Source organism: Marinobacter arenosus (assembly GCF_019264345.1).
Taxonomy (GTDB): domain Bacteria; phylum Pseudomonadota; class Gammaproteobacteria; order Pseudomonadales; family Oleiphilaceae; genus Marinobacter; species Marinobacter arenosus.
Genome location: NZ_JAHVAO010000001.1, coordinates 2,972,656 through 2,999,396 on the forward strand (window position 1 = coordinate 2,972,656; position 26,741 = coordinate 2,999,396).

Genomic DNA, 26,741 nt, shown 5'->3' on the forward strand with positions numbered 1-26,741 from the left:
CCGGGGCCGGTCCATTGGCGTGCCCATGCTCTGATTACCGAGAGGAGACATCTCGTGGATTTTAACTGTTTCAAAGCCTACGACATCCGAGGCCGGGTGCCGGATCAACTGAATACCGAAATGGCTGAGCGTATTGGCAAGGCCTATGTGGCTGTAACCGGCGCCCGCAAGGTGGCCGTGGGCTACGACATCCGGCTGTCCAGTCCACAGATTGCCGATGCCCTCAACCAGGGTCTGATGGCTGCGGGGGCCGACGTCTACAGCATTGGACTGTGCGGCACCGAGCAGATGTATTTTGCGACCAGTCATTTCCAGCTGGACGGCGGCATCATGGTCACCGCCAGCCATAATCCAAAAGATTACAATGGCATGAAGATGGTTGGTCCCGGTGCCCGGCCAATCAGCTCCGATAACGGCCTGACGGATATCCGCGACGGTGCCCAGGATGACTTGCCGGACGCGGCAGAACCGGGGACCCTGAAGAGTCTGGATGTCACTGGCCCCTACGTGGAACACCTGCTCGGCTATGTTGACCGGAGCAGCCTCAAGCCACTGCGGATCGTGGTTAATGCCGGTAACGGTGGCGCCGGTGAAGTGATTGATGCGCTCGAACCCCACCTGCCGTTCGAATTCTACAAGGTGCATCACAAGCCGGACGGGACCTTCCCGAATGGGGTGCCCAATCCGCTGCTGCAGGAGAACCGTTCGGCCACGGCCATGGCCGTCCTCGCCAGTGACGCCGCCATGGGTATCGCCTGGGACGGTGACTACGACCGCTGCTTTTTCTTCGACGAGAAAGGCCGGTTCATCGAGGGCTATTACATTGTCGGCCTGCTGGCGGACCAGTTCCTGCGCAAGACCGAGGGCGGCAAGGTGATCCACGACCCCCGGCTGGTCTGGAATACGCGAGAACTGGTGTCGGCTGCCAAGGGCGTGGCGGTGGAAAGCAAAACCGGACACGCGTTCATCAAGCAGCGGATGCGGGAGGAGGACGCCGTCTATGGCGGTGAAATGAGCGCCCATCATTATTTTCGGGACTTCGCTTACTGCGACAGCGGCATGATTCCCTGGTTGTTGATCGCCGAGCGGCTGTGCCAGTCCGGCCAGACCCTGTCGTCACTGATCGATGCCCGGATCGAGGCCTTCCCGGCCAGTGGTGAAATCAATCGGACCGTGGACGATCCTGCGGTCGTTCTTGAGGCTATTGAGGGGATTTACCTGCGCGAGGCGCTGTCGGTGAACCACATCGACGGCCTGAGCATGGAGTTTGCTGATTGGCGGTTCAACCTACGGATGTCCAACACGGAACCGGTCATCCGGCTGAACGTGGAAAGCCGCGGCGACCCGGTGCTGATGGAGGAGCGAACCGAAGCGTTGCTCAGTCAGATCGAACAACTTTCACAGCCCATTCCCAGTCACCGGGAAGCGGTGACGCTTTAGTTCTGGCGCGCGCGTGGACTGGCGCTAGGATAACGGCGCCGGCTCGATCTGGACGTGTCGGGTGTCGTCGGCCACGCCGACGACACCGTCCTGCACCGTGATCTGCAGGGACATGCCGCGCTGGGCCAGGCTGGCCAGTGCCGCGGTTGCCTCCTGGGGCAGGTCAATGACGGTCAGGTTGCCAAAGCGCTCCAGCTTGTGGTGATGCTTTTCCCACCATAGCGGAACGGCACGCCCGCCGTAGGTGTACAGAATGACTTGCCGCGCCCGGTTGCAGGCTTTTCGTAACCGGCCTTCCTCCGGCAGCCCCAGCTCAATCCAGAGTTCAATCTCGTCACTCAGGCTTTTTCGCCACAGCTCGGGTTCGTCGTCGGTGCTCAGGCCCTTGGTAAACTCCAGGTGTTCATCGGCATTCAGGGCAAAGGCCAGCAGGCGGATCATCATGCGCTCGTCCGTTTCCGACGGATGCTGGGCGATGGTGAGATGGTGGTCCGCGTAGTAATGCCGGTCCATGTCGGCAATGCTGAGCGTGGCCTTGAAGATGGTTGCTTTGAGCGCCATGTGCCTTCCGGAATAGTATGGGGCGATAAGTATGCGCTAGTGTAGTGCAATTCTCCCCCGGATGAGCATGATGACATGCCGATGTTGCGCGGTTTTTTGATACTGGTTCTGTTTTTCCTGTTTGGTGAAGCCCTGCGTCTGGTGTTTCTGATACCGGTCAGTGGTGGCGTGCTCGGTATGATCGGGATGACCCTGACGCTGATGGTAAAAGGCAGTGTCAGCGACTCGCTGGCAGCGGCCAGCCAGGGGCTGATTTCGGTGTTGGTACTGCTGATCATGCCCGGAGTCGTCGGGGTATTTTTCACCGCAGACCAGTTCAGCGGACAGTGGCTGGCGGTTGCGGTGGCGTTGCTGGCGGGCACCTTTCTGAGTGTTCTGACGACGCTGCTGCTGATGAAGTGGCTGGTTCAGGGCCGCAACCGGAGCCAGGCCAATGACTGAGCGACTATGGTCACTGGTGGAGGCGCTGTCGGCGAGCCCGACCCTGGCAATCGGCCTCACCTTGGGTGCCTTTTTCGCCGGTAACTGGGTTTTCGCCCGGATGGGGCGCCCACTGTGGTTGCCACCCGTTGTGCTGGCGGCCGTCATGCTGTCGGCAACCATTGCCATCCTGCCTCTGGATTACGCCCGATACCAAGACGGTGCCCGGTGGCTGACGGTTTTGCTGGGGCCGGCGACGGTGGCCCTGGGCATTCCGCTGTACCAGCAGATGCACCACATTCGGGCTCTGTGGCGTCCAATCCTGTGCACCTTGCCGGTGGCGGCGACGCTGGCGGCGGTCTATGCCGTCGTAATTGCCTGGGCACTGGGAGCGACTCCGGAGGTGTTGGCGTCACTGGCGCCGAAGTCGGTGACCGCGCCGATCGCCATCGGCATCACCGAGCAGCTCGGAGGCTCCGTTCCGCTAATGATGGGCGGGTTGTTGATTACCGGAGTGGTTGCCACCCTGTTCGTTGACCTGCTGGCCGGCCTGCTGCCGGTGCACGATGAGCGCATCCTCGGTTTCGCCCTGGGCCTGAACGGTCACGCGGTGGGCACCGCCCGGGCGTTCGAGATCAGCCACACCGCCGGTGCCTTTGCGTCTCTCGGCATGGGGCTGACCGGGGTGTTCACGGCCCTGATATTGCCGCTGGTTTTCCACCTTTAATACCTGCCCCAAATAAGGTCATTCACCTCGCGAATAAGGTCATGTCGCAATTTCGATTGCTGTTCGGGGTTTCCACGACTAGTTTTTAGCGCAGTCATCTGGTGCGAATGTGCGCCGATGCGCCGCAAAATTCTTAAAACAGCGACGGAAAACGCGATGAAAAAACTACTGACAGCTTTTGTTGGTTCCATGGCCCTGGCCGCCGCCCCGATGGCGATGTCTGCCGAGGCGAACAAGGAACTGAAAATGGCGTACGACGCCGACCCCGTGACCCTGGATATCCATGAGCAGCTCTCCGGCGGCATGTTGCAGTTGAGCCACATGACCTTTGATCCGCTGCTGCGCTGGACCAAGGACCTCGGCTTCGAGCCGCGCCTGGCCGAGAGCTGGGAACGTGTTGATGAGAACACCATGCGCTTCAAGCTGCGCGAGGGCGTGAAGTTCCATTCTGGCAACGAGCTGACCACCAAGGACGTCAAGTTCACCTTTGACCGTCTGAAGCAGAGCCAGGACTTCAAGGCCATTTTCAAGCCGTTCAGCGAGCTCAAGGTGGTTGACGACTACACCTTCGAGCTGGTCACCAGCGAGCCCTACCCGCTGCTGCTGAACACCGCGACCTACATCTTCCCGATGGACAGCGAGTTCTACACCGGTGAGACCGAGAACGGCCAGAGCAAGAGTGCCATCACCAAGCACGGCAACTCCTTCGCCTCCGAGAACCTGTCCGGTACCGGCCCCTACGTGGTCACCGGCCGTCAGCAGGGTGTGCGTGTGGAGTTCGAACGCTTTGACGACTACTGGGACACCGAGTCCCCGGGCAACGTCGGCAAGATCGTGCTGACCCCGATCAAGGAGAACAACACCCGGGTCTCCGCGCTGCTGTCCGGCGGTGTGGACTTCATCGCGCCGGTGCCGCCGACCGATCTCGAGCGTATCCGCCGTGACAAGAACTCGGATCTGGTGACCATGAGCGGTACCCGCATCATCCTGTTCCACATGAACCAGGACCGGGTTGAAGCCTTCAAGGATCCGAAGGTACGCCAGGCCATCGCCTACGCCATCAACCAGGAAGGCATTGCCGCCAAGATCATGAAAGGCTTCGCCACGCCGGCCGCCCAGATGTCCCCGGACGGCTACCAGGGCCACAACGAGTCCCTGACGCCGCGGTTTGACGTGGCCAAGGCCCAGCAGCTGATGAAAGAGGCCGGTTACGAAGACGGTTTCACCATCACCATGATGGCGCCCAACAACCGCTACGTGAACGACGACAAGATCGCCCAGGCGGTTGCCGCCATGCTGGCGCGGATCAACATCAAGGTTGACCTGAAGACCCTGCCCAAGGCCCAGTACTGGCCGGAGTATGACGCTCGCGCGGCCGACATGATGATGATCGGCTGGCACGCGGACACCGAGGACTCGGCCAACTTTTTCGAGTTCCTGACCTTCTGCCCGGATGCCGACACTGGCGCCGGCCAGTACAACGCCGGTAACTACTGCAATCCGGAAATCGACGCCCTGGTGAACAAGGCCAATGTCGAAACCGACCTGGACAAGCGGGCTGCCATGCTGAAGGAAGTCGAGCAGCGCCTGTACGACGATGCCGCCTTCGTGCCCCTGCATTGGCAGGACCTGGCCTGGGCCAGCAAGAAGAACGTGAAGATCGAACCGATCCTCAACGTCATGAACTTCCCGTACCTGGGTGACCTGGTCGTGGAATAACCGCCTCTATGGGCAGGCCGGCTTCGGATCAGTCCGGAGCCGGTCTTTTGTTTGCAGAATTATCCGGTACATTTCCATGTTAGCGTTTTTAGTTCAGCGGATTTCCCAGGCAGTGCTGGTCATGTTCGTGATCAGTGTGATTGCCTTTGCCATCCAGGATGGCCTTGGTGACCCGCTTCAGCAGATGGTGGGCATGTCCGTCTCCCAGGAGGAGCGGGAAGCCATCCGTGATGAAATGGGTCTCAATGACCCGCTGGTCGTACAATACCTGCACTTTGCCGGTAACGCCCTGCAGGGTGATTTGGGCACCTCGTATTTTTATGGCAAGCCCACGCTGGATGTCATTCTCGAACACCTGCCGGCCACCCTGGAACTGGTGATCGGTGCCAGCCTGATTATCCTGGTGTTTTCGGTGCCCATTGGCGTCTATGCCGCCATCCGGCCCCAGGCTTGGCTGTCCAAATTCTTCATGGGGGTCAGCACCGTGGGTATTTCCATCCCGGTGTTCCTGACCGCCATCGTACTGATCCAGCTGTTCTCCATCGGCGTCACCGTGGACTGGTTCCCGGACGACAGCGGGTGGGGGCAGTGGCTCAATGGGGCCCTGTCGACCCAGGGCGGCTTGCCCTCCTACGGCCGTGGTGACGATCTGACGCCGCTGTTCGGCACCTGGAATTCCGGGTTCTTTTCCCAGGGCGGCATCCTGCACCTGATTCTGCCATCGGTCTCGTTGGCGTCCATCATGCTGCCACTGTTCATCCGCCTGATCCGGGCCGAGATGATGGAAGTGCTGCAGAGCGACTACATCCGGTACGCCCGGGCCAAGGGCCTGAGCTCTGCGCGTATCAATTTCCTGCACGCGCTCAAGAACACCATGCTGCCGGTGATCACCGTGGGCGGTGTGCAGATCGGGATCATGGTGGCCTACACCATCCTGACCGAGACCGTGTTCCAGTGGCCGGGTGTCGGGCTGATGTTCCTCGAAGCCATTACCCGCAGCGACATTCCCCTGATCGTGGCTTACCTGATGGTGGTAGGTCTGATCTTCGTGATTACCAATACCGTGGTGGACCTGATCTATGGCCTGGTGAACCCCACGGTAAAACTGACAGGTAAGAAAGCATGACGACGGCGACTCTTTCACGCTGGGATCGCTTTCGCGAGTCCTTCCTCTGGTACAGCTTCAAGCGCGACAAGGTGGCCATTGCCAGTTTCGTGGTGCTGGTGCTGATGGTGCTGGCGGCCATTTTTGCGCCGCTGCTGGCGCCGGCCGATCCCTACGATCTGGCCCAGATCAACATCATGAACTCCGAGCTGCCGCCGGTCGGCCTGGACGGCTCCGATCCGGCCTTTCCCCTGGGCACCGACGCCCAGGGCCGGGATCTGCTCTCCACCATTCTCTATGGCACCCGGGTGTCGTTGCTGATCGGCTTTGGTGCCGTGCTGCTGCAGGCGGCGCTGGGTATCCTGTTCGGTCTGCTGGCGGGCTACCTCGGCGGCCGGGTGGATTCCATCCTGATGCGCATTGCCGACGTCCAGCTGTCGTTCTCCACCCTGATGGTGGCGATCATTGTCGGGGCGGTGTTCAAGGCCAGCTTCGGTAACCTGATGTTCGGCGAGATCGCCATCTACATGCTGATCTTCATCATCGGTGTGTCGGAGTGGCCGCAGATCGCACGGACGGTGCGGGCCTCGGTGCTGGCGGAGAAGAAAAAGGAATACGTGGATGCGGCCAAGGTGATGGGCTTCCGCACCGGCCGGATCATGTTCCGCCACATTCTGCCCAACACCCTGTCACCGATTTTCGTCATTGCCACGGTGCAGATCGCCAACGCGATCATCTCCGAGGCGGCGCTGTCGTTCCTCGGCCTCGGCATGCCGGAAACCCAGCCCTCGCTCGGCTCACTGATCAAATCCGGTTTTGACTACATCCAGAGTGGCTCCTGGTGGATCACCCTGATTCCCGGCCTGGTGCTGGTGGTACTCGTACTGGTCATCAACCTGTTGGGTGACTGGCTGCGGGATGTCATGAACCCACGGCTGTACAAGGGGTAACGTCATGTCATTACTGGAAGTAAGAAATCTCGACGTCCGCTTTGCGGTGCGTGGCGGCGACCTCACGGCCCTGCGCGGCATCAGCTTCAGCCTCGACAAGGGCGAGCGCCTCGGGCTGGTGGGCGAATCCGGCGCCGGTAAATCGGTGGCGGCCTTCTCCATCCTGAACCTGATTGCCCGGCCCGGTTACATAGCCGGGGGGCAGATCCTGTTTGAGGGCAGGGACCTGGCGGCCATGAGCGAGCGCGAGCTGCGGAAAATCCGTGGCAACCGCATCGCCATGATTTTCCAGGATCCGATGATGACCCTGAATCCGGTGCTGACCATCGGCACCCAGATGGTTGAGGCCATCAAGGCCCATCGCCGGATCAGCACCAAAGGTGCCCGGGATATCGCCCTGGAAAAACTGCGCAAGGTGCAGATTCCGTCGCCGGAAAAGCGCCTCGATCAGTATCCCCACGAGCTCTCCGGGGGTATGCGCCAGCGGGTGATCATCGCCATCGCGTTGTTGTTGGACCCGGAAATCATCATTGCCGACGAGCCGACCACGGCGCTGGATGTCACCATCCAGGCGGAAATCATGGCCCTGCTGCTGGAACTGTGTGAGCAGGAGAATGTGGCCCTGATGCTGATCACCCACGACCTGGGCGTGGTGTCCCAGGTGACCCAGCGCATGCTGGTGATGTATTCCGGCCGGATCATCGAACAGGGCCCGACCCGGGAAATCATCAACGATGCCCAGCATCCCTACACCCAGGGGCTGATCAACGCGCTGCCGCAGATGGGCGAGCCCGGTGAGCGGCTGTTCCAGATTCCCGGTTCCATGCCGTCCCTGAAAAACGTGCCCTCGGGCTGCCCCTTCCACCCACGCTGCAAGTTCGCCACCGACCAGTGCAAGCGCGTTATGCCCGAGTATGTCCGCTCCGGCAATGTGGATGTGGCCTGTTACGAAGTCAGTAATCTCATTGAGCAGGAGAAACGCATGCAGGAGGTGGAATCGTGACCTCCCCGTCATCCACACTGGTGGACATTCGCGGGCTGGAGAAAAGGTTTGACCTGTCCGGTAGCTTGCTGGAACAGATTTCATTCAAGGGCGGCCGCTTCCACCGTAAACAGGAAGCCGTGCACGCGATCAACGGTGTCGACCTGCAGGTGCAGAAGGGCGAGGCCCTGTGCGTGGTGGGCGAATCCGGTTGCGGCAAGTCGACGGTGGCCCGGACTGTGATGGGGTTGTTGTCACCCAGCGCCGGCGAGATTCATTACGATGGCCAGCGTATCGATCATCTGGATGGCAAGGCAGTGTTGCCCTACCGCCGCAAGATGCAGATGATCTTCCAGAATCCGTACGCGTCCCTGAACCCGCGGATGACCATCCAGCAAACCCTGGAAGAGCCCATCCGCTTCCACCAGCCGAACGCCAAGGACACTGAGGTTCGCGACAAGGTCCATGAAGTCATGCACTCGGTGGGCATAGATCCCGACTGGGGCAGCCGGTTTGGCCACGAGTTCTCCGGTGGCCAGCGTCAGCGCATCGCCATTGCCCGGGCGCTGGCGGTGGATCCCGAATTCATTGTTGCCGACGAACCGATCTCGGCCCTGGACGTGTCGATCCAGGCCCAGGTGCTCAACCTGCTGATGGATGCCCAGGAAAGCCGCAACCTGACCTACCTGTTCATCACCCATGACCTGGCCGTGGTGGAGCACTTCGGGACCCGGGTGGCGGTGATGTATCTGGGCCGGGTGTGCGAGCTGGCGGATACCCGGACGCTGTTCAGTACCCCGCGCCACCCCTACACCCAGGCGCTGCTGTCCGCCATTCCCAAGCTGGAAGACGACCGGCCCAATCACATCCGCCTGCAGGGCGAGGTACCGACGCCGGTGCAACTGCCGTCCGGTTGTGTGTTCCACGGCCGGTGCCCCTACGCCAACGAGCGTTGCCGGCAGGAAATTCCCCGGTTGATCGCGACCGATGGTGGCACCCAGGTGGCGTGCCACGCGGTGGAAGAGGGCCGGTTGTAACGGGTCCGACGCGATAGGCTATGATGCCTGACATTATTACTCGTCCCTGATTACTCGTCCCTGGTGACTCCATGGAAATACGTTGGCTTGAAGACTTCATGGCGCTGGCCCGAACGCGCCATTTTTCACGTGCTGCCGAACTGCAGCACGTGAGCCAGCCGACGTTCAGCCGTCGCATCAAGCTGCTGGAAGAGGCCATGGGGGCCACTCTGGTCAATCGCCAGACCCTGCCGCTGTCGCTGACACCGGCAGGGGAGGCCTTTGTCGAGTTGTGCGAGCGGGTCACCCGGGATGTCCGGGAGACCAAAGACCGCATTCACGACATGGAGGCCGAAGCCTCAGCGCGGATCAGCGTCGGCTCCACCCAGGGGCTGTTCTCCCATTTTTACCAGGGTTGGGCTCGCAAAGCCGGGGTCGCCGAGCGCCTGCAGCTGAACCTCAAGGCCACCAACTGGGTGGGGGAGCAATTCCTGGATGCCCTGGACAACGGCGAGTGTGACCTGGTGCTGTGCTACTGGCACAAGGACCTGCCCTGGGGAGAGCGGCTGAATCCGGACCGTTACGAGTCGATCCTTCTGGCCCGGGAGTCGCTGGTGCCGGTGAGTGTCATGGGCGACAACGGCCAGCCGCGTTTCAGCTTGCCGGGAAGCGCGGAGCAGCCGGTGCCCCTGATCGCTTACCACCCGCGCGGGTTTCTGCAGTCGGCCATTGAGGCCCACCTGAGTCGCAGCAAGGAATCGGCAAGCCTGTTGCCGCTGAACGAGAACACCCAGTCGGCCAGTATCAAGGCGCTGGTCAAGCAAGGATTTGGCATGGGGTGGCTGCCGCAACGCATGACGGAAAAAAGTGAGCAGTTTGGCAGCCTGACCCGGGCCGGTGGCGAGCAGTGGGACGTGCCCCTGGAGATTCGCCTCATCCGCTTGAAAGAGCCGCGCTCCGATGATCTTTTGACACTCTGGACAAAACTGGAAAACCAACATGCCTGACACCGAGCTACTGGCCCTTCAGCCGGACCATATCCAGACCCTCCAGCAGCGTTATGAGCGCGCCCTGGCGCACAATGGATACGATGGTGTGCTGATCAGCTCCGGCGCCGCCCCCATGCGCTACGGCGATGACCAGTCCTGGTATTTTCACGGTTATGGCCCGTTTCTGCACTGGACCGGTCTCGCCGGGCAGGAGCACAGCTGGCTTCTGATTCGCCCGGGACAGACGCCGCAGCTGTGGTTGTACCAGCCGGTGGACTTCTGGCACGCCAACCCGGAGTTACCGGATGAGCCCTGGCAACAGGCCATGGATGTCGGTTTCATCCAGCAGCGCGAGGCGCCGTCTGTGGAAGGTGTCGGCAGGCTGGCGGTTATTGGGGATCCGGCAATGCTGGCTCAGGTTCCGGGTGATCACAACCCGGCGTCGCTGCTGACAGACCTGGACGAAACCCGCGTGCACAAGACGCCCTACGAAATCGCCTGTCTCGTCCGCGCCAACGAGATCGCCGTACACGGCCACCAAGCGGCCCGGGAGGTCTTCCTCAGCGGAGGCAGCGAGTTCGAGATCAGCCTCGCTTTCCAGCGGGCCACCCGGCAACGGGAGGCCGAAGCGCCGTACCACAGCATTATCGGTGTTAACGAACACGCGGGCACTTTGCATTACCAGTACTACGACATCGAGGCACCGACGCGCCCGCGCAGCCTGTTGATTGACGCCGGTGTCCGCTTCCGGGGTTATTGCTCCGACATCACCCGCACCACGCCCGCCGCCGGTGAGGGCCGGTTTGCCGCCCTGGTGCAGGGGCTTGAGCAGCTTCAGCGCCGCCTGTGCGACATGGTGGCGCCGGGTGTGGAATACGTGGCCATCCATCGCAAGACCCATCAGGGCATTGCGGCGCTGCTGTCTGCCGCGGGTGTGGTCTCCGGACTGGACGACGAGGCCCTGGTGGAGCAGGGCATTACCCGGGCCTTTTTCCCCCACGGTATTGGCCACTTCCTCGGCATCCAGGTGCACGATGTCGCCGGCAAACGTGAGCCGTCGCCGGCGGACGCACCTTTCCTGCGCCTCACCCGAACCCTGGAACCCGGCATGGTGGTGACCATCGAGCCGGGGCTCTACCTCATTCCGTCGCTGCTGGATCCCCTGCTGGAGGGGCCGCTTGGGCAGCATTTCAACCACGAGGTGCTGGATGAACTCCGCGGTTGCGGTGGCATTCGAATCGAGGACAACGTGGAGGTGACCGAAGAGGGAAGTCGGAACCTGACCCGGGAAGTGGGGGGCTGATACACCCTGTTGCACAAATTTAACGCGAAGGGCTTGTAATTCGAGACGCAAATAACAATAATTATCACTAACCTTTAATGTCGTTAGTGAGAGCAGACTATGTACGTGTGCCTTTGCCACGGGGTCACTGACCGCGAAATTCGCGAAGCCGCCGAAAACGGGGTTACTTCCATGCGCCAGCTCGGTAAGGAAATGGGCGTCGGCCGGCAGTGCGGTCGCTGTGCCAGCACCGCCCGCGAGATCCTCAGGGAGTGCTCGACTCCGGATTACCTGTCACTGGCCAACCTCCTGGCCCAACCCGCCTAGGCACAGAGCGCATCTGCGCTCGCTCACGGAGCCGGCTCCCACGCCGGCTTCTGTTGCGAATCTTTCTCGCCTGCAATTTTTTATTGAGCTATAACCGGTTATCCTTGAGGGCGGATTACATACCTCATCAGGGAGCCAGGCTATGAAAGGCGATAAAAAGGTTATTCAGTATCTCAACAAGGTCCTCGCCAACGAGTTGACCGCCATTAACCAGTACTTCCTTCACTCCCGCATGTACAAGGATTGGGGGATTACCAAGCTGGCTGCCAAGGAATACGAGGAATCCATCGATGAAATGAAGCACGCCGATCAATTGATCGAGCGCATCCTGTTTCTCGAGGGACTGCCCAACCTCCAGGACCTGAACAAGCTGCTGATCGGTGAAAACGTCGAGGAGATGATCACCTGTGACCTCAAGCTGGAGCAGACCGCCCACGTTGATCTGAAAGAAGCCGTGGCCTACTGCGAGCAGGTTCAGGATTACGGCAGCCGCCAGCTGTTTCGCAGTATCCTCGACAGTGAGGAAGAGCACATCGACTGGCTGGAAACCCAGCTCGAACTCATCTCCCAGATGGGCATCCAGAATTACATCCAGCTTCAGTCAGCCGCCGCGGAGTAACCCCCGACAATGGACCTGTCCTGTTTTAAAGCCTATGACCTGCGCGGTCGGGTGCCTGACCAGTTGAACCCGACCCTGGCCGAGCGCATCGGCCGAGCCTATGTCGAGATTACCGGTGCCAAGAAAGTCATCGTCGGTTACGACATCCGCCTGTCCAGCCCGGACATTGCCGAAGCGTTGAGTTCGGGCCTGATGGCTGCCGGCGCGGACGTTTTCGACATTGGTCTTTGCGGCACCGAGATGGTGTATTTTGCCACCAGCCATTACGGCATGGACGGCGGCATCATGGTGACCGCCAGCCATAATCCGAGAGATCACAACGGCATGAAGATGGTGGGCCCGGACTCGCGCCCCATCAGCTCCGACAACGGTCTGAACGACATTCGGGATCGGGTGCTGGAACCTTTCGCCGATGCTCCTGCGCTGGGACGTTACGAGCCGCTGGAAGCCATGAGTGCCTACATCGACCACCTGCTGGGTTACGTGGACGCGGGCTCGCTGAAGCCCATGACCATCGTCGCAAATGCCGGCAACGGTGGCGCGGGCCTCGTGATCGATGAACTCGAACAGCACCTGCCGTTCGAATTCGTAAAAGTACACCATCAGGCCGACGGCCACTTCCCCAACGGCGTACCCAACCCGATCCTGCCGGAGAACCGCACCGTGACCGCCGAGGCGGTGGTGGAGGAAGGGGCCGCCATGGGTATCGCCTGGGACGGCGACTACGACCGCTGTTTCTTCTTCGACGAAAACGGCCGGTTCATCGAAGGCTACTACATCGTTGGCCTGCTGGCCGACCAGTTCCTGCGCAAGACCGGCGGTGGCAAGGTGATTCACGACCCGCGCCTGACCTGGAACACCCTGGACCTGGTGAAGGCCGCCGGCGGCGAAGCCATCGAGAGCAAGACCGGCCACGCCTTCATCAAACAGCGCATGCGCGATGAAGACGCGGTCTATGGTGGCGAAATGAGCGCCCACCATTACTTCCGGGACTTCGCCTACTGCGACAGCGGCATGATTCCGTGGCTGTTGGTGGCCGAGCGTTTGAGCCAGTCCGGCCAGACCCTGTCGTCACTGATCGACGCCCGCATCGAAGCCTACCCGGCCAGCGGAGAGATCAACCGGACCATTGCCGATCCCCCAAAGGTCATTGCCGCCATCGAAGCCAAGTACGGCGTCGGCGCGAAAAGTGTCAGCCATGTGGACGGCGTCAGCATCGAGTTCGACGACTGGCGCTTCAACCTCCGGATGTCCAACACGGAGCCGGTTGTTCGCCTGAATGTGGAATCACGGGGTGACATCCCGCTGATGGAAGCAAAGACTGAAGAGTTGCTGGCCGAAATGGAAAGGCTGAACGAGTAATTCCTTGCCCAAGTCCGGCAAAGCTAAACCGGACGGCCAGTAGAAGCTCGCAGGGCAAGCGGGCGGGGCCTTCTGAAACTGTGCGGAGCCAAGGATGGCGGAGCTCAAGCGCCACATGGATGTGCTTGAGCGGGTTTCGGAAGGCCCTGTTCGCTTGCCCTAACTCCTGAGTCAGAGCCAGTCGTTCAGCATAATCCCGATACCAAACCGCTCAATCCGGTGGTTGTAGTCAATCAGACTCTCCCCATACCCGTTGTAGTACTGGAAAAAGCCCTTAACCGTATCCCCCATCGGAAAGCTGTACCCGAACTCCACCGACGTCTTGTTGTCCGACCGCAGATTGTTCCTCACGTTCAGGGAAAACGTACGGTCCTCGCTCAGCTTGTACACCGTTGTGTAGTTCGCATAACCCAGGTAGCGATCGATGTCCGGGTTGTCGTCTTCACTGTTTTCCGGAATGCGGTACCAGGGCTGGACGATGAACAGCCAGCGGTCATAGCTGTAGGCGGCGGAAGCGATGATGCGGTTCCAGCTTCGGGACCGTGGTTCGGATTGGCCGTTGGATTGATGATTGAAACCGATCGTCAGCGCATTCAGGGTCCCCTTGCCAATCTTCCAATCGGTCTGGTACCGCATGAAGATCTCGGGTTCGTAGTTGGTTTCCCGGAACGGCGCGGAATCGTCCCGGTTGTATACCTGCCAGAACGATTTCTGGGTGTAGCCGAACCAGAGTGTGGTGCGGTCATCCAGCATCCCTGTGAACAGCGGCACCTTGAAGCTGATCTGGTATTTTGCCTCTTCGCGCTCCAGGTCATAGTCGTAGCTGGCAGCGCCCAGGCTTGGACTTGTGGGCCTCGAGTTCGGGGACTTGACCCAGCTGATGGGCAGGATGTAAGTCGGCCGATAGCCGACAAAACTGCCCGAAAAGCTGAATACGGCCTTCTCCGCAGCGATGTACTGATCAACAATGGAGTCCATCACGCCTTCATCATTGTCGCCGTCGCCGGCCATGTCCTGCACCTTGGCTTCACGCGTGGGCAGGGTTTTATTCGCTTCCTCTTCAATTTCCCTGACCTTGTCCGGATTCGCCTCTTCCCGAGCCCGGCTCGGGTCCAGGACCCGGTCATAACAAGCGAGCCGGCGAATACCGTTTTCGATCAGGGCGCACTCCTCAGCGGTGAGCTTCGGTGCGCCGTCATCGGGAGTGGTGGTTTCCTGAGCGCCCGCCATGCTCGAGGCCAGAGCCAGTCCCAACGTGGCCGACGCGTAGAGGAGTGAGCGCATGTGCAGGCCCTCAGGTGGCGTTAAGGCTGAGCCAGGTGTTGGCAACGCCATACACCCAGACCCCGATCAGGGTCACGGCCAGCAGTGCAAACACCACCTTGTGGCGAAACCGGTTGGCGGCCTCCGCTGCCGCCACCCAGCGCAGGTACATCAAGCCGATAAAGCTCAGGAAAACACCGAGGCTGGCGGCCGCCGGTATCAGCAACCAGGCCGCGCTGAGCTGGCTGCCGTCGGCCGTCTGGCTTGAGAACCAGCCCATGGATGCCAGCAAAATGGCAAGGGCCGAAAACTCCGCAATCAGCAGTGGCTTGCGTAATGGGTGCGGGGGAGGAGCGTCTGGTCGGGACATGCGGTGGTTCCTGGGTTCCTGAATGGTCGGCGGATCTATGGTAACCGGAATCGTTGCAAAACGCTGTTTGGCTTACGAAATGGCAATTAATCTGGCTCAGATCAAGCGCTGATTTTGCCGTTTGGTTTTTTTGCCTGGGTTCAGTCGCTATAATGCGGGCACTGAAGATTATAACGCTCTAATGCGAGGTGCATTGTGAAGATGAAGAGAGTCCTGGCTGTCGTACTGCTTGGTTTCGGCCTCACCGCCGGTGCCGTGATGGCAAGTGTTGAAGATGAAATTCGTTCACGCATCGAACCGGTTGGTGAAGTGTGCCTCCAGGGTGACGAGTGCGGTGCTGCCGCTGCGCCGACCCAAACCGCCAGTTCTGGCCCCCGCCCTGGCCCGGAAGTCTATGACGCCGTCTGCATGGCCTGCCACACCACCGGCGCCGCCGGTGCACCGAAAATCGGCGATACCGCTGCCTGGGCGCCGCGCATCGACAAGGGCCTGGAGACTCTCGTCAACCATGCGATCAACGGTTTCAACGCCATGCCGGCCAAAGGTGGTTGTGCGAACTGTCCGGATGAGGAAATCGCCAACGCCGTCGAGCACATCGTGTCGCAAAGCCAGTAACGTCTGGCTGGGCAGGCAAACGAAAGCCCCCGCAAGTGCGGGGGCTTTTTTGTGGGTCATTTCTGGCTCGTTGCGGTCACGGCAGCGGTATGAACGTCAGTTCGCCACCGATGCGACGAGTCTCGCCCGTCTCCATCCGGATCGCAATGCTCCAGTTTTTCGGTCCTCCAGTGTGATCGTGGTCCACCTCCCGGGTGTCCAGTCGCGGATCCAGCCAGCCAAAGTTGCCGGACTGGGACAGGGTCATCCAGGTGACCGTTGCCGGTTCCTGTCCGATGTCCGGGGCTGGAGGTGCAGACCGATTGGGCAGCGCCTGCCAGCTGGGGCTGGCGCTGTTCACCTGCACTTCCCGCCGCGTGAATTTCAGGAAGGCCTCGCCTTCGGTGCCGAGGACGGTGAGCGGGCGCTCACCCCGGTAGCGAAGCAGGATGCCAGGCCTCGGGGCATCCAGGATCATGGCGCTGAGGCCGGGTATGTCCGGCTGTTCGGTGATACGGGCCTTGACCACGCCCTCCGGCAGGTCACCCGCTTCCGGTGCGCCATGGGCCGCTGTCAGCCCGGAGGCTGACAGGGACGCCAGGCCGAACAGCACCAGACTGGCGATACCGCCTCTGGTTTGTCCGAATGTCATAGCGCCACTCCCGGGTCAGAGGATCTCAAGTGTCGACTCGATGATGCCGTCCTCGGTTGTCGTGTCACTGGCCATCTGGGTCGGTGCCATGCATTCGAGGCTTTCATTGACCACCGTGATGGGCGCGGACACCGATGGCACCCGGCCTTCCGGCGTATCCTTGCTGACGAACAGCATGTATTCGCCCGCGGGCACCACGTTGTGGTTGTCCGGCATGGTCAGGGTCACCTTGTTGCCTGCCTGCTTCTCCATCTTCAGCTCAACCGCGCGCTGGTCACCGTCGACGACGTGAGTCATCACGGTCCGGCGGATCAACAGTGCCTTGTCGATGGCGTCGGCTTGATCAACCTTGACGTTGAAGCGGTCCCCGATGGTCAGGTTGCTCGGTGCGCTTTCGATCTTCGGGCGATCGTTGCGCATGGCATAGGGCGGTGTGTAGATCTCGAAGCTGGGATCACGGCCGTCATAGGGCGCCAGGCCGAAGTCCTGCAGATCGACAAAGGTCAGGTAGGCGGTGTTGATCGGCGAATGGCCGGCAATCATCACGCGGCCATCTTCCATCAGCACCGCGGTGTTGTGGTAGGTGCGGGCGCGCTGGCCGGTGGCCATCTCGGTCCAGGTGCCGGTTTCCGGATCAAAACGTTCGGCCGTGCGGATCGGGCCTTCCAGGCCGGGCGCCACGACACCGTCCCGGTTGCCGCCGCTGAAGACCATGACGCTGCCATCCGGCATCAGAACGTTGGTGCCATACCAGCGCGGCTGGTTCAGCGGGCCGGTCAGCCGTGACTCGTAGCCGATCTCTTCACCGTTGGTGGTGATGCGGTCGATCCGGCTCTGGTCGGTCGGCAGGTAACCACCCGGGTTGGTGAGTAACGCGTAGCTGGGCACGCCGCCGGCGGTCAGCAGTTCAACGTCGGTGTACTCGCCGTTGGCGTTGGGCTTCAGTGGCAGCATGGTCGACGAGGTTGACCCCCTCATGCCGCCGGCAATGGCCATCCGCAGATCTTCCTCGGATACGCCCAGGTCAGCCGCGCTTTCCAGCAAGTCGCTGGGTGACGCCAGTACGCCGCCAAGCAGGGACAGTGACTGTTCCAGGGAGGCGTTGGTGACGTTGAGCGTGCTGCTCAGTTGGCTCAGGCCGGCTTCATCCAGCCTCAGCGGAAGTCCCGCATAGCCGATATCAGTCCAGCGCTGGGTTTCGGGATTGAAACTGGCCACGATGTTCCACAGCGCCTGATCGTACCCCTGGCCAAACGGGTTAAAGGCCTGGCCGCCGGCGTTGTAGAAAACGTGGCCATTGGGCAGCAGGTGCATGCGCGGGTACAGCGGCAGCGACCGGTCGGCGGTGGATGGGTTTTCCGACCAGGTGCCGGCGCACGGGTCGTAGGTTTCGGTTTGGGCCACGTTGCGACCGCTGTTCAGGGGCTCGTCTGGATAGACGGGCTTGAGCAGCTTGGTCACGCCGCTGGCAACGAAGACGTCGCCGCTGCCCAGGGTAACCAGAGACGGGTACCAGCGGCCGTAGGTCATGTCGCCACTCTGGCGCCAGGTGTTGGTCTCCTCATCGAAAATCCGGGAGTTCTTGATGCCCTCGAGTTCGGCAACGCCCAGAGGCAGTCCATCGACGCCCGGTTCGGAGTAATAGTCGGTGCCACCGACGGCCATCACGTCGCCGTTGGCCAGCCCGATCACGTCCGAGCAGAACAGGGCACCATCGTTTTTGCTGGTGTTGTCGGCGGTGTCGATAACGCCGTCGAGCTCAGTACCATCCAGCAGTGTTTCGCTGTCGTTGCCGTCGGGGTTGGCGCCGGCATCCAGTGGCGAGGGCTTGAGCCACGAGGGGTTATCGTTTTCATCCAGTGAGAGTACCCGGGTCTGGTCGTTGACGGACACCTCGCCGAATTCGGCGACGATCGACAGTTCCACGTTCTCCGTCCCTTCCAGGGCATTCAGATAGAGCAGGCGTCCGTCCTTGAGAAGCGCCATCGTGCCGGCGGCAGGCTTGCACTCGTCGAGACCGTCATCACGGGTGATGCACTTTTCATCGGTCCTGACCGCTTCACCGTCCACAATGATGGTGGGTTCGGCGAAGGGTTCGCTGAACGTGCCTTTGCCATCATAGCTGGCCTGGAACGTGGGTTCCCCGGTCTGTGTGGTGGTGTCGTCGGCCGAGCCGTCCAACAAGCCACCCAAGAGGCCGGCGCTGACGGTGGTCGACCCGGCAGCCAACAGCAGAAATGAACCGGTGACTCGCGAGAATCGCTTCGGTATTCGGGACATAGTGTCCTCCTGATCTTGTTGTTGTAAAAACGGGATTTAAGGTCCCGTCTGTGACAACGGATCAGGATTCGAAGCAGATGCAGTAAATGTGAAAAAAAGTGAAACCTAGTTGCCGAGGTCGCCCAGGAGCGCGCTGAGGGTCGCCTTGCCTTTCTTCTGGTTGGCTTCGACGTCCAGGTCACCCAGGCCTTCCCATTTGAGGTCCTCTTCCGGAAGCTCGTCCAGGAACCGACTGGGAATGGTCTCGATTTTCTCGCCGTACTGTTTTCGGGCGGCGGCGTAGGTCAGGGTCAGGGTTTCCCGGGCCCGGGTGATGCCAACGTACATCAACCGCCGTTCCTCTTCGATGTTGCCCTCTTCGATGCTGCTGCGATGGGGCAGGATTTCCTCCTCCAGGCCCATGATGAACACGTGGGGGAACTCCAGTCCCTTCGAGGCGTGCAGGGTCAGTAGCTGGACCTTGTCGCTGTCGTCTTCCTCCTCCCGCTGTTCCATCATGTCCCGGAGTATGAGTTTGGTGATGGCGTCTTCTATGCCCAGCTCGTCGGCGGTGCCCTTGCCGTCATCCAGCATTCGCTGGATCGACTCCACCAGGTACCAGATGTTCTCCATCCGGCGCTCCGCCTGCTTGGGGGTGCCCGAGTGCTGGTGCAGCCATTCCTCGTACTCGATGTCGGTGAATAACTGCTTGATCACCGGAATGGGGTTCTCGCTGAACAATCGCTCGCAGGTGGCGTCGACCCAGTGCGCGAACCGGCGCAGGCGGTCCAGGCCTTTTTCAGTGACATGGGTCTCGGCACCCATATCGCCCAGCGCCTTGAACAGGCTGACGTCGCGGGCACGGGCATAGTGGCTGAGCTGTTCCAGCGTGCGCGGGCCGATTTCCCGGCGCGGCACATTGACCACCCGCAGGAACGCGGCGTTGTCGTCCGGGTTGATCAACAGGCGCAGGTAGGACATGGCGTCCTTGATCTCGTTCTTGGAGAAGAACGACTGTCCGCCCGAGATCCGGTAGGGAATCTGGTAGGCCTGCAGCTTCATCTCCAGCAGGCGGGCCTGGTGGTTGCCCCGGTACAGCACCGCGAAGTCCCGGAATTCGAGGCCCTGCTTCAGCTTCTGGTCGAGAATCTCGGTGGCCACACGCTCGGTTTCGGCGTCCTCATTCCGGCACCGGACGATTCGGATCTCCTCGCCAATGGTGTGGTCACTCCACAACGCCTTCTCGAACACGTGGGGGTTGTTGGCGATCACGGTATTGGCGCTGCGCAGGATGCGCCCGGTGGAGCGGTAGTTCTGCTCCAGCTTGACGATCCGGAGGCTGGGGAAGTCCTCTTTCAGCTGGGCCAGGTTCTCCGGTCGTGCCCCCCGCCAGGCGTAGATGGACTGGTCATCGTCGCCGACCACGGTAAACGCGGCCCGTTCGGCCACCAGCAGCTTGACCAGCTCGTACTGGCACACGTTGGTGTCCTGGTATTCGTCCACGAGCATGTACCGGATCTTGCGGCGCCACTTGGCCAGAATATCCGGATGTGAGCGAAAAAGCTGGACGGGCAGCAGGATCAGGTCGTCGAAGTCGACCGCGTTGTAGGCCTTCAGATACTCGTTGTACTTGCCGTAGACCAGGGCGATGCGCTGTTCCCGCTCGTCCGACGCCTTGCTCAGGGCCTCGGCCGGTGCCCGCATGGCATTCTTCCAGGACGAAATGGTCATCTGGACATCGTTGAGCTCATCGCCGGCCTCGGTGCTGCCTTCCCGGAGCATCAGGTCCTGCAGCAGTGCCTTGGCGTCCTCGGCGTCAAAGATCGAGAAGCCGGGGTGATAGCCAAGGTGAGCGTGCTCCTCCCGAATCATGTTCAGACCCAGGTTGTGAAAGGTGGAGACAATCAGGCCCCGGGTGAGTTTGCGATCAACAATCCGGCCAACCCGCTCTTTCATTTCCCGGGCGGCCTTGTTGGTGAAAGTCAGGGCGGCGATGTGCCGTCCCGGAATGCCCAGCTCTTCAATCAGGTAGGCAATTTTCCGGGTGATGACGCTGGTTTTGCCACTGCCGGCACCCGCCAGGACGAGCAGGGGGCCGTCAGCGTAGCGAACCGCTTCACTTTGTCGGGGATTGAGCTTGTTCACAATATTCAGGCCAGAGTGGAACCAAAGGGGCGTTTCGAACGTTTTGTTATTCTACACCAGCGTGCCTTTCTGTACCTTGACGATCTATCGGCTATCCTAGATAGAACGGATTTGGTCGTTCACGCAAAAATGGATTCTGCTTAATGACATTGCCACTGGAGACGATTGGCCCAAGCACGCTGCGTCTATTGGTTCTTGTCCCGGATTATTCCGATTTTCTGTGGCTCAACGATTTCCTCGCCCGCGACTCTGAGTTCGAACCCGATGCCACCTGGTGTCCGGACCTCATCGATTGTGACGACCTGATTCGCAACGCAAGTTTCGATGTCATTATCTGGGATTGCGTCTTCCACGGCGGGTCCGAATCCGCCTTTCTGCAATACCTCGCCGTCGCCAGCAATGAAAAGCCGGTCCTGGCCCTGAGTGCCGAAACCGCTGAGGCGCGGGCCCCGGAACTGATTGCCGCTGGCGCCGCCGACTACCTGAGCCGGCAAACCCTTGATCACTGGAGCCTGCGCCGGGCGGTTCGGAGCCTCTGGTACCGTGGCCAGTTGGCCGAGTCGGCCCACGGCCAGCTGGGGCGCGACGTTGCCACTGGTTTCATCAATCGCGACCTGTTCTTCGACCGGCTGCAGCAGTCCCTGCTGCGGGCCGAGCGGGGCGGCCAGCGTCTGGCGCTGCTGCACCTCAACATTGATGACTTCCGCAGTATCAACGAGTCCTTCGGGTACCAGAAAAGTGACCAGCTGATGATGAAGCTGGCGGAGCGTCTGCGCCATACTCTCAGGCGGGTGGATTCCCTGATGCGGATCGGTGGCGATGAACTGGCCATCATCATTGAAAAGGTGGAAGATTCGCTGGATATCACCCAGATCATCCGTAAGGTGGTCACGATCCTGGATGAGCCGGTGACCATCGACGGCCAGGCCATTGGGGTGAACGCGAGTCTCGGTGTCGCCACCTATCCCGAGTCGGGAGACAGTGCGGAAAACCTCATGCGGCGCGCCAACCGTGCCATGTTTGAGGCCAAGCGCGACCCCGGCACCAGTTACCGATTCTACGATCGCCACTTGCACATCTCGGCCGGTTATCAGCTCCGGCTCGAAGCCGACCTTCGCAGCGCCTTGCGCGGGCGGGAACTGGAACTCTACTACCAGCCGCGGATTGACCTCGCGACAGAAGAGGTGCGCGGCGTCGAGTGTCTGTTGCGGTGGAACCACCCGGAGCGTGGCCTCGTCGGACCGGATGAGTTTATCCCGGTCGCAGAGCGTAGCGGCCTGATTGTGCCCATCGGCTATTGGGTCATCGAACAGGCCTGCAAACGCCTCCAGGAATCTGTGGAACTGGGTTTTCCGGGCCTGGTGTTCGCCGTCAACCTGTCGTTCCGCCAGTTCCACGACCGCAAAATGACGGAGACTATTTTCCGGATCATCTTCAACGCCAATGTCGACACCAGCCTGCTGGAGCTCGAGCTTACGGAGAGTGCCATGATGCACGATCCGGAGTACGCCCAGCGCTGCCTGCGGGAGTTGAATCAACTTGGCATCAGCTTCGCGCTGGATGATTTCGGTACCGGCTTCTCGTCGCTCAGCAACCTCCAGCACCTGCCCATTTCCCTGGTCAAGATCGACAAATCCTTTGTCCAGGAACTGGGGCAATCTGCGGATGCTGAACACATCATCCGGGCCATCATCAGCCTTGCGCACAGCCTGCAGATCAGCGTGGTCGCCGAGGGCGTGGAAACCGAGGGACAACTCGAGTTCCTGCGCCAGCAGCATTGTGATGAGATTCAGGGCTACTACTACGCCCGCCCCATGCCCTGGAACGACCTTGTGCAATTTCTGCGCAGCCGCAGACAGTCTGCTTGCCTGCAGCGGTAAGCCGCTGTACCTTTCCTCCTTTAATTCGATACCAATCTTATTTTACCGAGGTTGCATGAACAGTATTTCCAGGCGCATAGCCGAAGAACTTGGCGTACGCGAGCAGCAGGTCAATGCCACCGTTGAACTGCTCGACGAAGGGGCGACCGTTCCGTTTATCGCCCGTTACCGGAAAGAGGTCACCGGTTCGCTGGATGACAGTCAGCTGCGCAATCTGGAAGAGCGGTTGCGCTATCTGCGCGAGCTTGAGGATCGTCGTTCCACCATCCTGAGCAGCATCGAGGAACAGGGCAAACTGACCGACGAGCTGCGCGCCAGCATCAACGATGCCGATACCAAGAACCGCCTGGAAGACCTGTACCTGCCCTACAAGCCCAAGCGTCGCACCAAGGCTCAGATCGCTCGCGAAGCCGGCCTGGAGCCTCTGGCGGAGGCGCTGTACGACGACCCCACCCTGGAGCCGGAGGTGGCCGCAGGAGAGTACGTCAACAAGGACGCCGGCGTGGAAGATACCAAGGCCGCCCTGGACGGCGCCCGCTACATCCTGATGGAGCGGTTTGCCGAGGATGCGGAACTGCTCGGCAGCCTGCGCGATTTCATCTGGCAGCAGGGACAGTTGAAGGTCTCGGTGATTGAAGGCAAGGAAAACGAGGGCGCCAAGTTCCGGGACTACTTCGACCACGTAGAGCCTCTCAAGAAGGTGCCGTCACACCGTGCGCTGGCGATTCTCCGGGGCCGGAACGAAGGCATCCTGGCCTACACCCTTGTGGTTGGCGACACCGAGGACGATCGCCGGCAGCCGCATCCGGCCGAACAGCGCATCGCCGCGCACTGGAACATTCGGGACAACGGCCGGGCCGCCGATAAATGGTTGTCGGAAGTGGTTCGCTGGACCTGGCGGGTCAAACTGTCCACCCAGATTGAAACCGACCTCATGGCCCAGGTGCGTGAGGCCGCCGAGACTGAGGCCATCAACGTGTTCGCCGCCAACCTCAAAGATCTCCTGTTGCTGGCACCGGCCGGGCCCCGGCCGACCCTCGGTCTCGATCCGGGCCTGCGTACCGGCGTTAAAGTGGCGGTGATCGACGGCACCAGCCAGGTGGTGGGCCATGGCGCAATCTATCCCCATGCCCCCAAAAACCAGTGGGACCAGTCCATCGAGCAGTTGGCGAAATGGTGTCGTGAGTACAAGATCGAGCTGGTCGCCATCGGCAACGGCACCGCCTCCCGGGAAACCGAGAAACTGGTCGCTGACCTGTGCAAGCGTTACCCGGAATTGAAGCTGGCGCGCATCGTTGTCAGCGAGTCCGGGGCTTCGATCTATTCCGCCTCGGAGTTCGCCTCCCGGGAGCTGCCGGATCTGGACGTCACCATCCGCGGTGCGGTCTCAATCGCCCGTCGTCTGCAGGATCCTCTGGCGGAACTGGTCAAGATTGAACCCAAGTCCATCGGGGTGGGGCAGTACCAGCACGACGTATCCCAGGTGCAGCTCTCCCGCAGCCTGGACGCGGTGGTTGAGGACTGCGTCAACGGCGTGGGTGTGGACCTGAACACCGCGTCGGTGCCCCTGCTGGCCCGGGTGTCCGGCCTTAACCAGAGCATTGCTCAGAACATTGTCGATTTTCGGAGCCAGAACGGGCTGTTCCACAACCGCAAGCAACTCTTGAAAGTGTCTCGCCTGGGCGATCGCACGTTCGAGCAGGCCGCCGGTTTCCTGCGTATTGCCGGTGGTGACAATCCCCTGGATCGCTCGTCGGTCCACCCGGAGGCCTACGGCGTGGTTGAGGCCATCGCGGCGAAAAACAACCGCAGGGTGGACGATATCGTTGGCGATTCGGCGTTCCTGCGAGGGCTGAATCCAAAAGATTATGTAACAGATCAGTTTGGTTTGCCGACGATCAAGGACATCATCTCCGAACTGGAGAAGCCGGGCCGGGACCCGCGGCCGGAATTCCGGTTTGCCAGTTTCGAGGAAGGGGTGGAAACCCTCAGCGATCTGGAACCGGGCATGGTGCTGGAAGGCTCGGTCACCAACGTGACCAACTTCGGGGCGTTCGTCGACATCGGCGTACATCAGGATGGGCTGGTGCACATTTCCGCGCTGTCGCATACTTTCGTGAAAGATCCGAGAGAAGTGGTTAAGGCCGGAGACATCGTCAAGGTCAAGGTCATGGATGTGGACATCCCCCGCAAACGGATTGCCCTGTCCATGCGTATGGATGACCAGCCAGGTGAGAAGAATGACGGCAAGTCTGCCGGTTCGGCGCGCCCGCGTTCAGAGCAGAAATCCGGTGGCCGGAACCCGCGTCAGTCCGGCGGCGGGCAGAAACAGCAGCAGGGCGCCATGGCGGGGGCTCTGGCCCAGGCCCTGGCCTCGGCCCGCAAGGACAGCCGCTAACCGGTTTTCAATCTATCCACCAGCCGGCATCGCTCACGAGGCCGTGCCGGCTGCAGCAGGAGTTCACCATGGCTGAATCCCGCCATTCCGTTTTTCGCCAGTTCGCCGCCAGCGACTGGCGTGGGTTCCTGAAAGGCGTTGAGAAGGAAGGGTTGCGGGTCGACCGCAACGGCTTCATTGCCCAGACTCCGCACCCGGAAGCCCTCGGCTCGACCCTGACCCATCCGCGCATCACCACGGATTATTCCGAAGCCCTGCTGGAATTGATTACGCCGGTTTGCAGCAGCACCGGGGAAATGCTGGAGTCGCTGCGCAACATTCACCGGTTCGTTCAACAGAACCTAGGTGATGAAGTGTTCTGGGCAGCCAGCATGCCCTGCGAGCTGGATGGCGACGCCAGCATTCCCATCGCGGAATACGGCACCTCCAACATTGGCCGCCTCAAGCACGTGTATCGCCAGGGCCTGGCGGTGCGCTATGGCCGGATGATGCAGAGCATTGCCGGCGCCCATTACAACCTCTCGCTGCCGGACAGCTTCTGGCAGACGTGGCAGGCAGCCCTGGGCAACGGCCAGAGCCTGAAAGACTTCAAGTCCGACGAGTATTTCTGGCTGATCCGCAATTTCCGCCGCCGGAGCTGGTTGCTGATGCTGCTGTTCGGTGCGTCCCCGGCGCTCGATGCCAGTTTCGTGGCTGGCGTCCATCATGATCTCAGCCGGTTTGATGACCGGACCTGGTACGGCGAGACTGCCACCTCCCTGCGGATGGGGGATCTGGGCTACCACAACAACGCCCAGGCCTCCCTCAACATCTGTTTCAATGAGCTGAGCACCTACACCCAGACCCTGGATCGGGCGATCCATACACCCTGGCCGGCCTACGAAAGCATGGGCACCCGTCGGGGCGACGAGTTCATCCAGATCAATACCAGCGTGCTCCAGATCGAGAACGAGTACTACAGTGCCGTTCGCCCGAAACGGACGACCGAGCGAGAGGAAAAGCCAATCCAGGCCCTTGAGGCCCGAGGCGTCGAATACATTGAAGTACGGTGTCTGGACCTGGACCCGTTCTCGCCGGTGGGGGTCAACGAGTCCCAGGTTGATTTCCTCGATCTGTTCCTGCTCGATTGCCTGTTGGCGGACAGCCCCCGTATTGGCGATGCAGAGTGTGAACGCCTGGACGACAACTACAAGGACGTGGTGGCCAAGGGGCGCCACCGGGAACTCAGGCTGTGCCGGGGTGGAACCCGGGTGCCGGTGGGCGAGGCTGCAGCCGAGGTGTTCGACCAGCTTGAGCCCCTGGCAGACTTGCTGGACAGCTGGACCGGCGGGGAGACCTACCGCCGTGCCCTGGCTGACCAGCGCCGGAAGCTGCCCGAAGGCGGCGAGTGGCCGGTACCCTCTGCAGCCGTGGTGAATGCCATGGAGGCATCGGGTCTGGGTCATCGGGAGTGGGTGATGGCGCAGTCGCGCCAGCATCAGGAAACCCTTCGTGAGGAGGGGCTGGACCCTGATGTGCTGGCGGCGTTCAAGGCCATGACATCGGATTCGCTGGCTGAACAGAAAGCGATGGAAGACGCCGATAATCAGCCTTTTGGCGATTTCCTGGAGCAGTATCTCAAGTCCTGATCGCCGGTTTCACACCCGGTTCGGACCTGACTCACAGAATCCGCACAAAAGTT

General features: G+C 61.0%; 23 protein-coding genes. 17 read left to right on the forward strand and 6 right to left on the reverse strand.

The window, feature by feature from the left end:
* The first annotated feature begins 54 nt into the window (after positions 1 to 54).
* Entirely contained in the window at positions 55 to 1,440 is a 1,386-nt protein-coding gene (locus KXD86_RS13560) for a phosphohexomutase domain-containing protein (protein ID WP_218636535.1), read from the forward strand.
* 24 nt (positions 1,441 to 1,464) lie between these two features.
* On the opposite strand, the gene KXD86_RS13565 is transcribed toward KXD86_RS13560, so the two are convergent.
* Positions 1,465 to 2,001, reverse strand: a complete 537-nt coding sequence (locus tag KXD86_RS13565; protein ID WP_218636536.1) for a YaeQ family protein — start codon at positions 1,999 to 2,001, stop codon at positions 1,465 to 1,467.
* Between the two features lie 75 nt (positions 2,002 to 2,076).
* Between KXD86_RS13565 and KXD86_RS13570 the strand changes: the two genes are divergently transcribed.
* The 12 genes from KXD86_RS13570 (at position 2,077) to KXD86_RS13625 (ending at position 13,499) form a co-directional block, all read left to right on the forward strand.
* Positions 2,077 to 2,442, forward strand: coding sequence for a CidA/LrgA family protein (locus KXD86_RS13570; RefSeq protein WP_218636537.1), 366 nt, complete (start codon positions 2,077 to 2,079; stop codon positions 2,440 to 2,442).
* The gene (locus KXD86_RS13575; RefSeq protein WP_218636538.1) at positions 2,435 to 3,148 is read left to right on the forward strand and encodes an LrgB family protein; all 714 of its coding nucleotides are present in this window, start codon (positions 2,435 to 2,437) and stop codon (positions 3,146 to 3,148) included. Before KXD86_RS13570 ends, KXD86_RS13575 begins: the two co-directional genes overlap by 8 nt.
* Before the next feature lie 156 nt (positions 3,149 to 3,304).
* Positions 3,305 to 4,867, forward strand: coding sequence for an ABC transporter substrate-binding protein (locus KXD86_RS13580; RefSeq protein WP_218636539.1), 1,563 nt, complete (start codon positions 3,305 to 3,307; stop codon positions 4,865 to 4,867).
* Positions 4,868 to 4,943: 76 nt separating this feature from the next.
* A complete protein-coding gene (locus tag KXD86_RS13585) occupies positions 4,944 to 5,993 on the forward strand; it encodes an ABC transporter permease (protein WP_218636540.1) in 1,050 nt (349 codons plus the stop codon).
* Complete coding sequence (locus KXD86_RS13590; RefSeq protein WP_218636541.1) at positions 5,990 to 6,922, forward strand: ABC transporter permease; 933 nt, start codon at positions 5,990 to 5,992, stop codon at positions 6,920 to 6,922. Before KXD86_RS13585 ends, KXD86_RS13590 begins: the two co-directional genes overlap by 4 nt.
* Positions 6,923 to 6,926: 4 nt before the next feature.
* Positions 6,927 to 7,925, forward strand: coding sequence for an ABC transporter ATP-binding protein (locus KXD86_RS13595; protein ID WP_218636542.1), 999 nt, complete (start codon positions 6,927 to 6,929; stop codon positions 7,923 to 7,925).
* Positions 7,922 to 8,941: an ABC transporter ATP-binding protein gene (locus tag KXD86_RS13600; protein WP_218636543.1), complete on the forward strand. Its 1,020-nt coding sequence runs from the start codon at positions 7,922 to 7,924 to the stop codon at positions 8,939 to 8,941. Before KXD86_RS13595 ends, KXD86_RS13600 begins: the two co-directional genes overlap by 4 nt.
* Before the next feature lie 71 nt (positions 8,942 to 9,012).
* Complete coding sequence (locus KXD86_RS13605; protein WP_218636544.1) at positions 9,013 to 9,927, forward strand: LysR family transcriptional regulator; 915 nt, start codon at positions 9,013 to 9,015, stop codon at positions 9,925 to 9,927.
* On the forward strand, positions 9,920 to 11,212 hold the full coding sequence (pepQ, locus tag KXD86_RS13610) for a Xaa-Pro dipeptidase (protein ID WP_218636545.1): 1,293 nt from the start codon (positions 9,920 to 9,922) through the stop codon (positions 11,210 to 11,212). Before KXD86_RS13605 ends, pepQ begins: the two co-directional genes overlap by 8 nt.
* Positions 11,213 to 11,311: 99 nt before the next feature.
* Positions 11,312 to 11,518 carry a bacterioferritin-associated ferredoxin gene (locus KXD86_RS13615; RefSeq protein ID WP_218636546.1) on the forward strand — a complete coding sequence of 69 codons (207 nt, stop codon included), beginning with the start codon at positions 11,312 to 11,314 and terminating at the stop codon, positions 11,516 to 11,518.
* Between the two features lie 142 nt (positions 11,519 to 11,660).
* Positions 11,661 to 12,137: a bacterioferritin gene (bfr, locus tag KXD86_RS13620; protein WP_218636547.1), complete on the forward strand. Its 477-nt coding sequence runs from the start codon at positions 11,661 to 11,663 to the stop codon at positions 12,135 to 12,137.
* Between the two features lie 9 nt (positions 12,138 to 12,146).
* Positions 12,147 to 13,499 carry a phosphohexomutase domain-containing protein gene (locus tag KXD86_RS13625; protein WP_218636548.1) on the forward strand — a complete coding sequence of 451 codons (1,353 nt, stop codon included), beginning with the start codon at positions 12,147 to 12,149 and terminating at the stop codon, positions 13,497 to 13,499.
* Between the two features lie 171 nt (positions 13,500 to 13,670).
* On the opposite strand, the gene KXD86_RS13630 is transcribed toward KXD86_RS13625, so the two are convergent.
* Both KXD86_RS13630 and KXD86_RS13635 read right to left on the reverse strand, forming a co-directional pair.
* Positions 13,671 to 14,783 carry a phospholipase A gene (locus tag KXD86_RS13630; RefSeq protein ID WP_228739386.1) on the reverse strand — a complete coding sequence of 371 codons (1,113 nt, stop codon included), beginning with the start codon at positions 14,781 to 14,783 and terminating at the stop codon, positions 13,671 to 13,673.
* Between the two features lie 10 nt (positions 14,784 to 14,793).
* Positions 14,794 to 15,132 (reverse strand): hypothetical protein, encoded by a 339-nt coding sequence (locus KXD86_RS13635; RefSeq protein WP_218636549.1) that lies wholly within the window; start codon positions 15,130 to 15,132, stop codon positions 14,794 to 14,796.
* 201 nt (positions 15,133 to 15,333) lie between these two features.
* Here KXD86_RS13635 and KXD86_RS13640 point away from each other — a divergent pair, with 201 nt between their 5' ends.
* Positions 15,334 to 15,747 carry a c-type cytochrome gene (locus KXD86_RS13640; protein WP_218636550.1) on the forward strand — a complete coding sequence of 138 codons (414 nt, stop codon included), beginning with the start codon at positions 15,334 to 15,336 and terminating at the stop codon, positions 15,745 to 15,747.
* Positions 15,748 to 15,823: 76 nt separating this feature from the next.
* Here KXD86_RS13640 and KXD86_RS13645 read toward each other — a convergent pair whose 3' ends face one another.
* The 3 genes from KXD86_RS13645 to rep all read right to left on the reverse strand — a co-directional run bounded on the left by KXD86_RS13645 (position 15,824) and on the right by rep (position 20,782).
* Complete coding sequence (locus tag KXD86_RS13645) at positions 15,824 to 16,378, reverse strand: hypothetical protein (protein WP_218636551.1); 555 nt, start codon at positions 16,376 to 16,378, stop codon at positions 15,824 to 15,826.
* Positions 16,379 to 16,393: 15 nt separating this feature from the next.
* Positions 16,394 to 18,658, reverse strand: a complete 2,265-nt coding sequence (locus KXD86_RS13650; protein WP_218636552.1) for a galactose oxidase early set domain-containing protein — start codon at positions 18,656 to 18,658, stop codon at positions 16,394 to 16,396.
* A gap of 105 nt (positions 18,659 to 18,763) precedes the next feature.
* A complete protein-coding gene (gene rep, locus KXD86_RS13655; RefSeq protein ID WP_218636553.1) occupies positions 18,764 to 20,782 on the reverse strand; it encodes a DNA helicase Rep in 2,019 nt (672 codons plus the stop codon).
* A 143-nt stretch (positions 20,783 to 20,925) separates the two neighbouring features.
* Between rep and KXD86_RS13660 the strand changes: the two genes are divergently transcribed.
* The 3 genes from KXD86_RS13660 (at position 20,926) to gshA (ending at position 26,688) form a co-directional block, all read left to right on the forward strand.
* Positions 20,926 to 22,662, forward strand: coding sequence for a putative bifunctional diguanylate cyclase/phosphodiesterase (locus tag KXD86_RS13660; protein ID WP_218636554.1), 1,737 nt, complete (start codon positions 20,926 to 20,928; stop codon positions 22,660 to 22,662).
* A gap of 55 nt (positions 22,663 to 22,717) precedes the next feature.
* On the forward strand, positions 22,718 to 25,060 hold the full coding sequence (locus KXD86_RS13665) for a Tex family protein (RefSeq protein ID WP_218636555.1): 2,343 nt from the start codon (positions 22,718 to 22,720) through the stop codon (positions 25,058 to 25,060).
* Positions 25,061 to 25,128: 68 nt separating this feature from the next.
* Positions 25,129 to 26,688 (forward strand): glutamate--cysteine ligase, encoded by a 1,560-nt coding sequence (gshA, locus tag KXD86_RS13670; RefSeq protein WP_218636556.1) that lies wholly within the window; start codon positions 25,129 to 25,131, stop codon positions 26,686 to 26,688.
* The last annotated feature ends 53 nt before the right edge of the window (positions 26,689 to 26,741 follow it).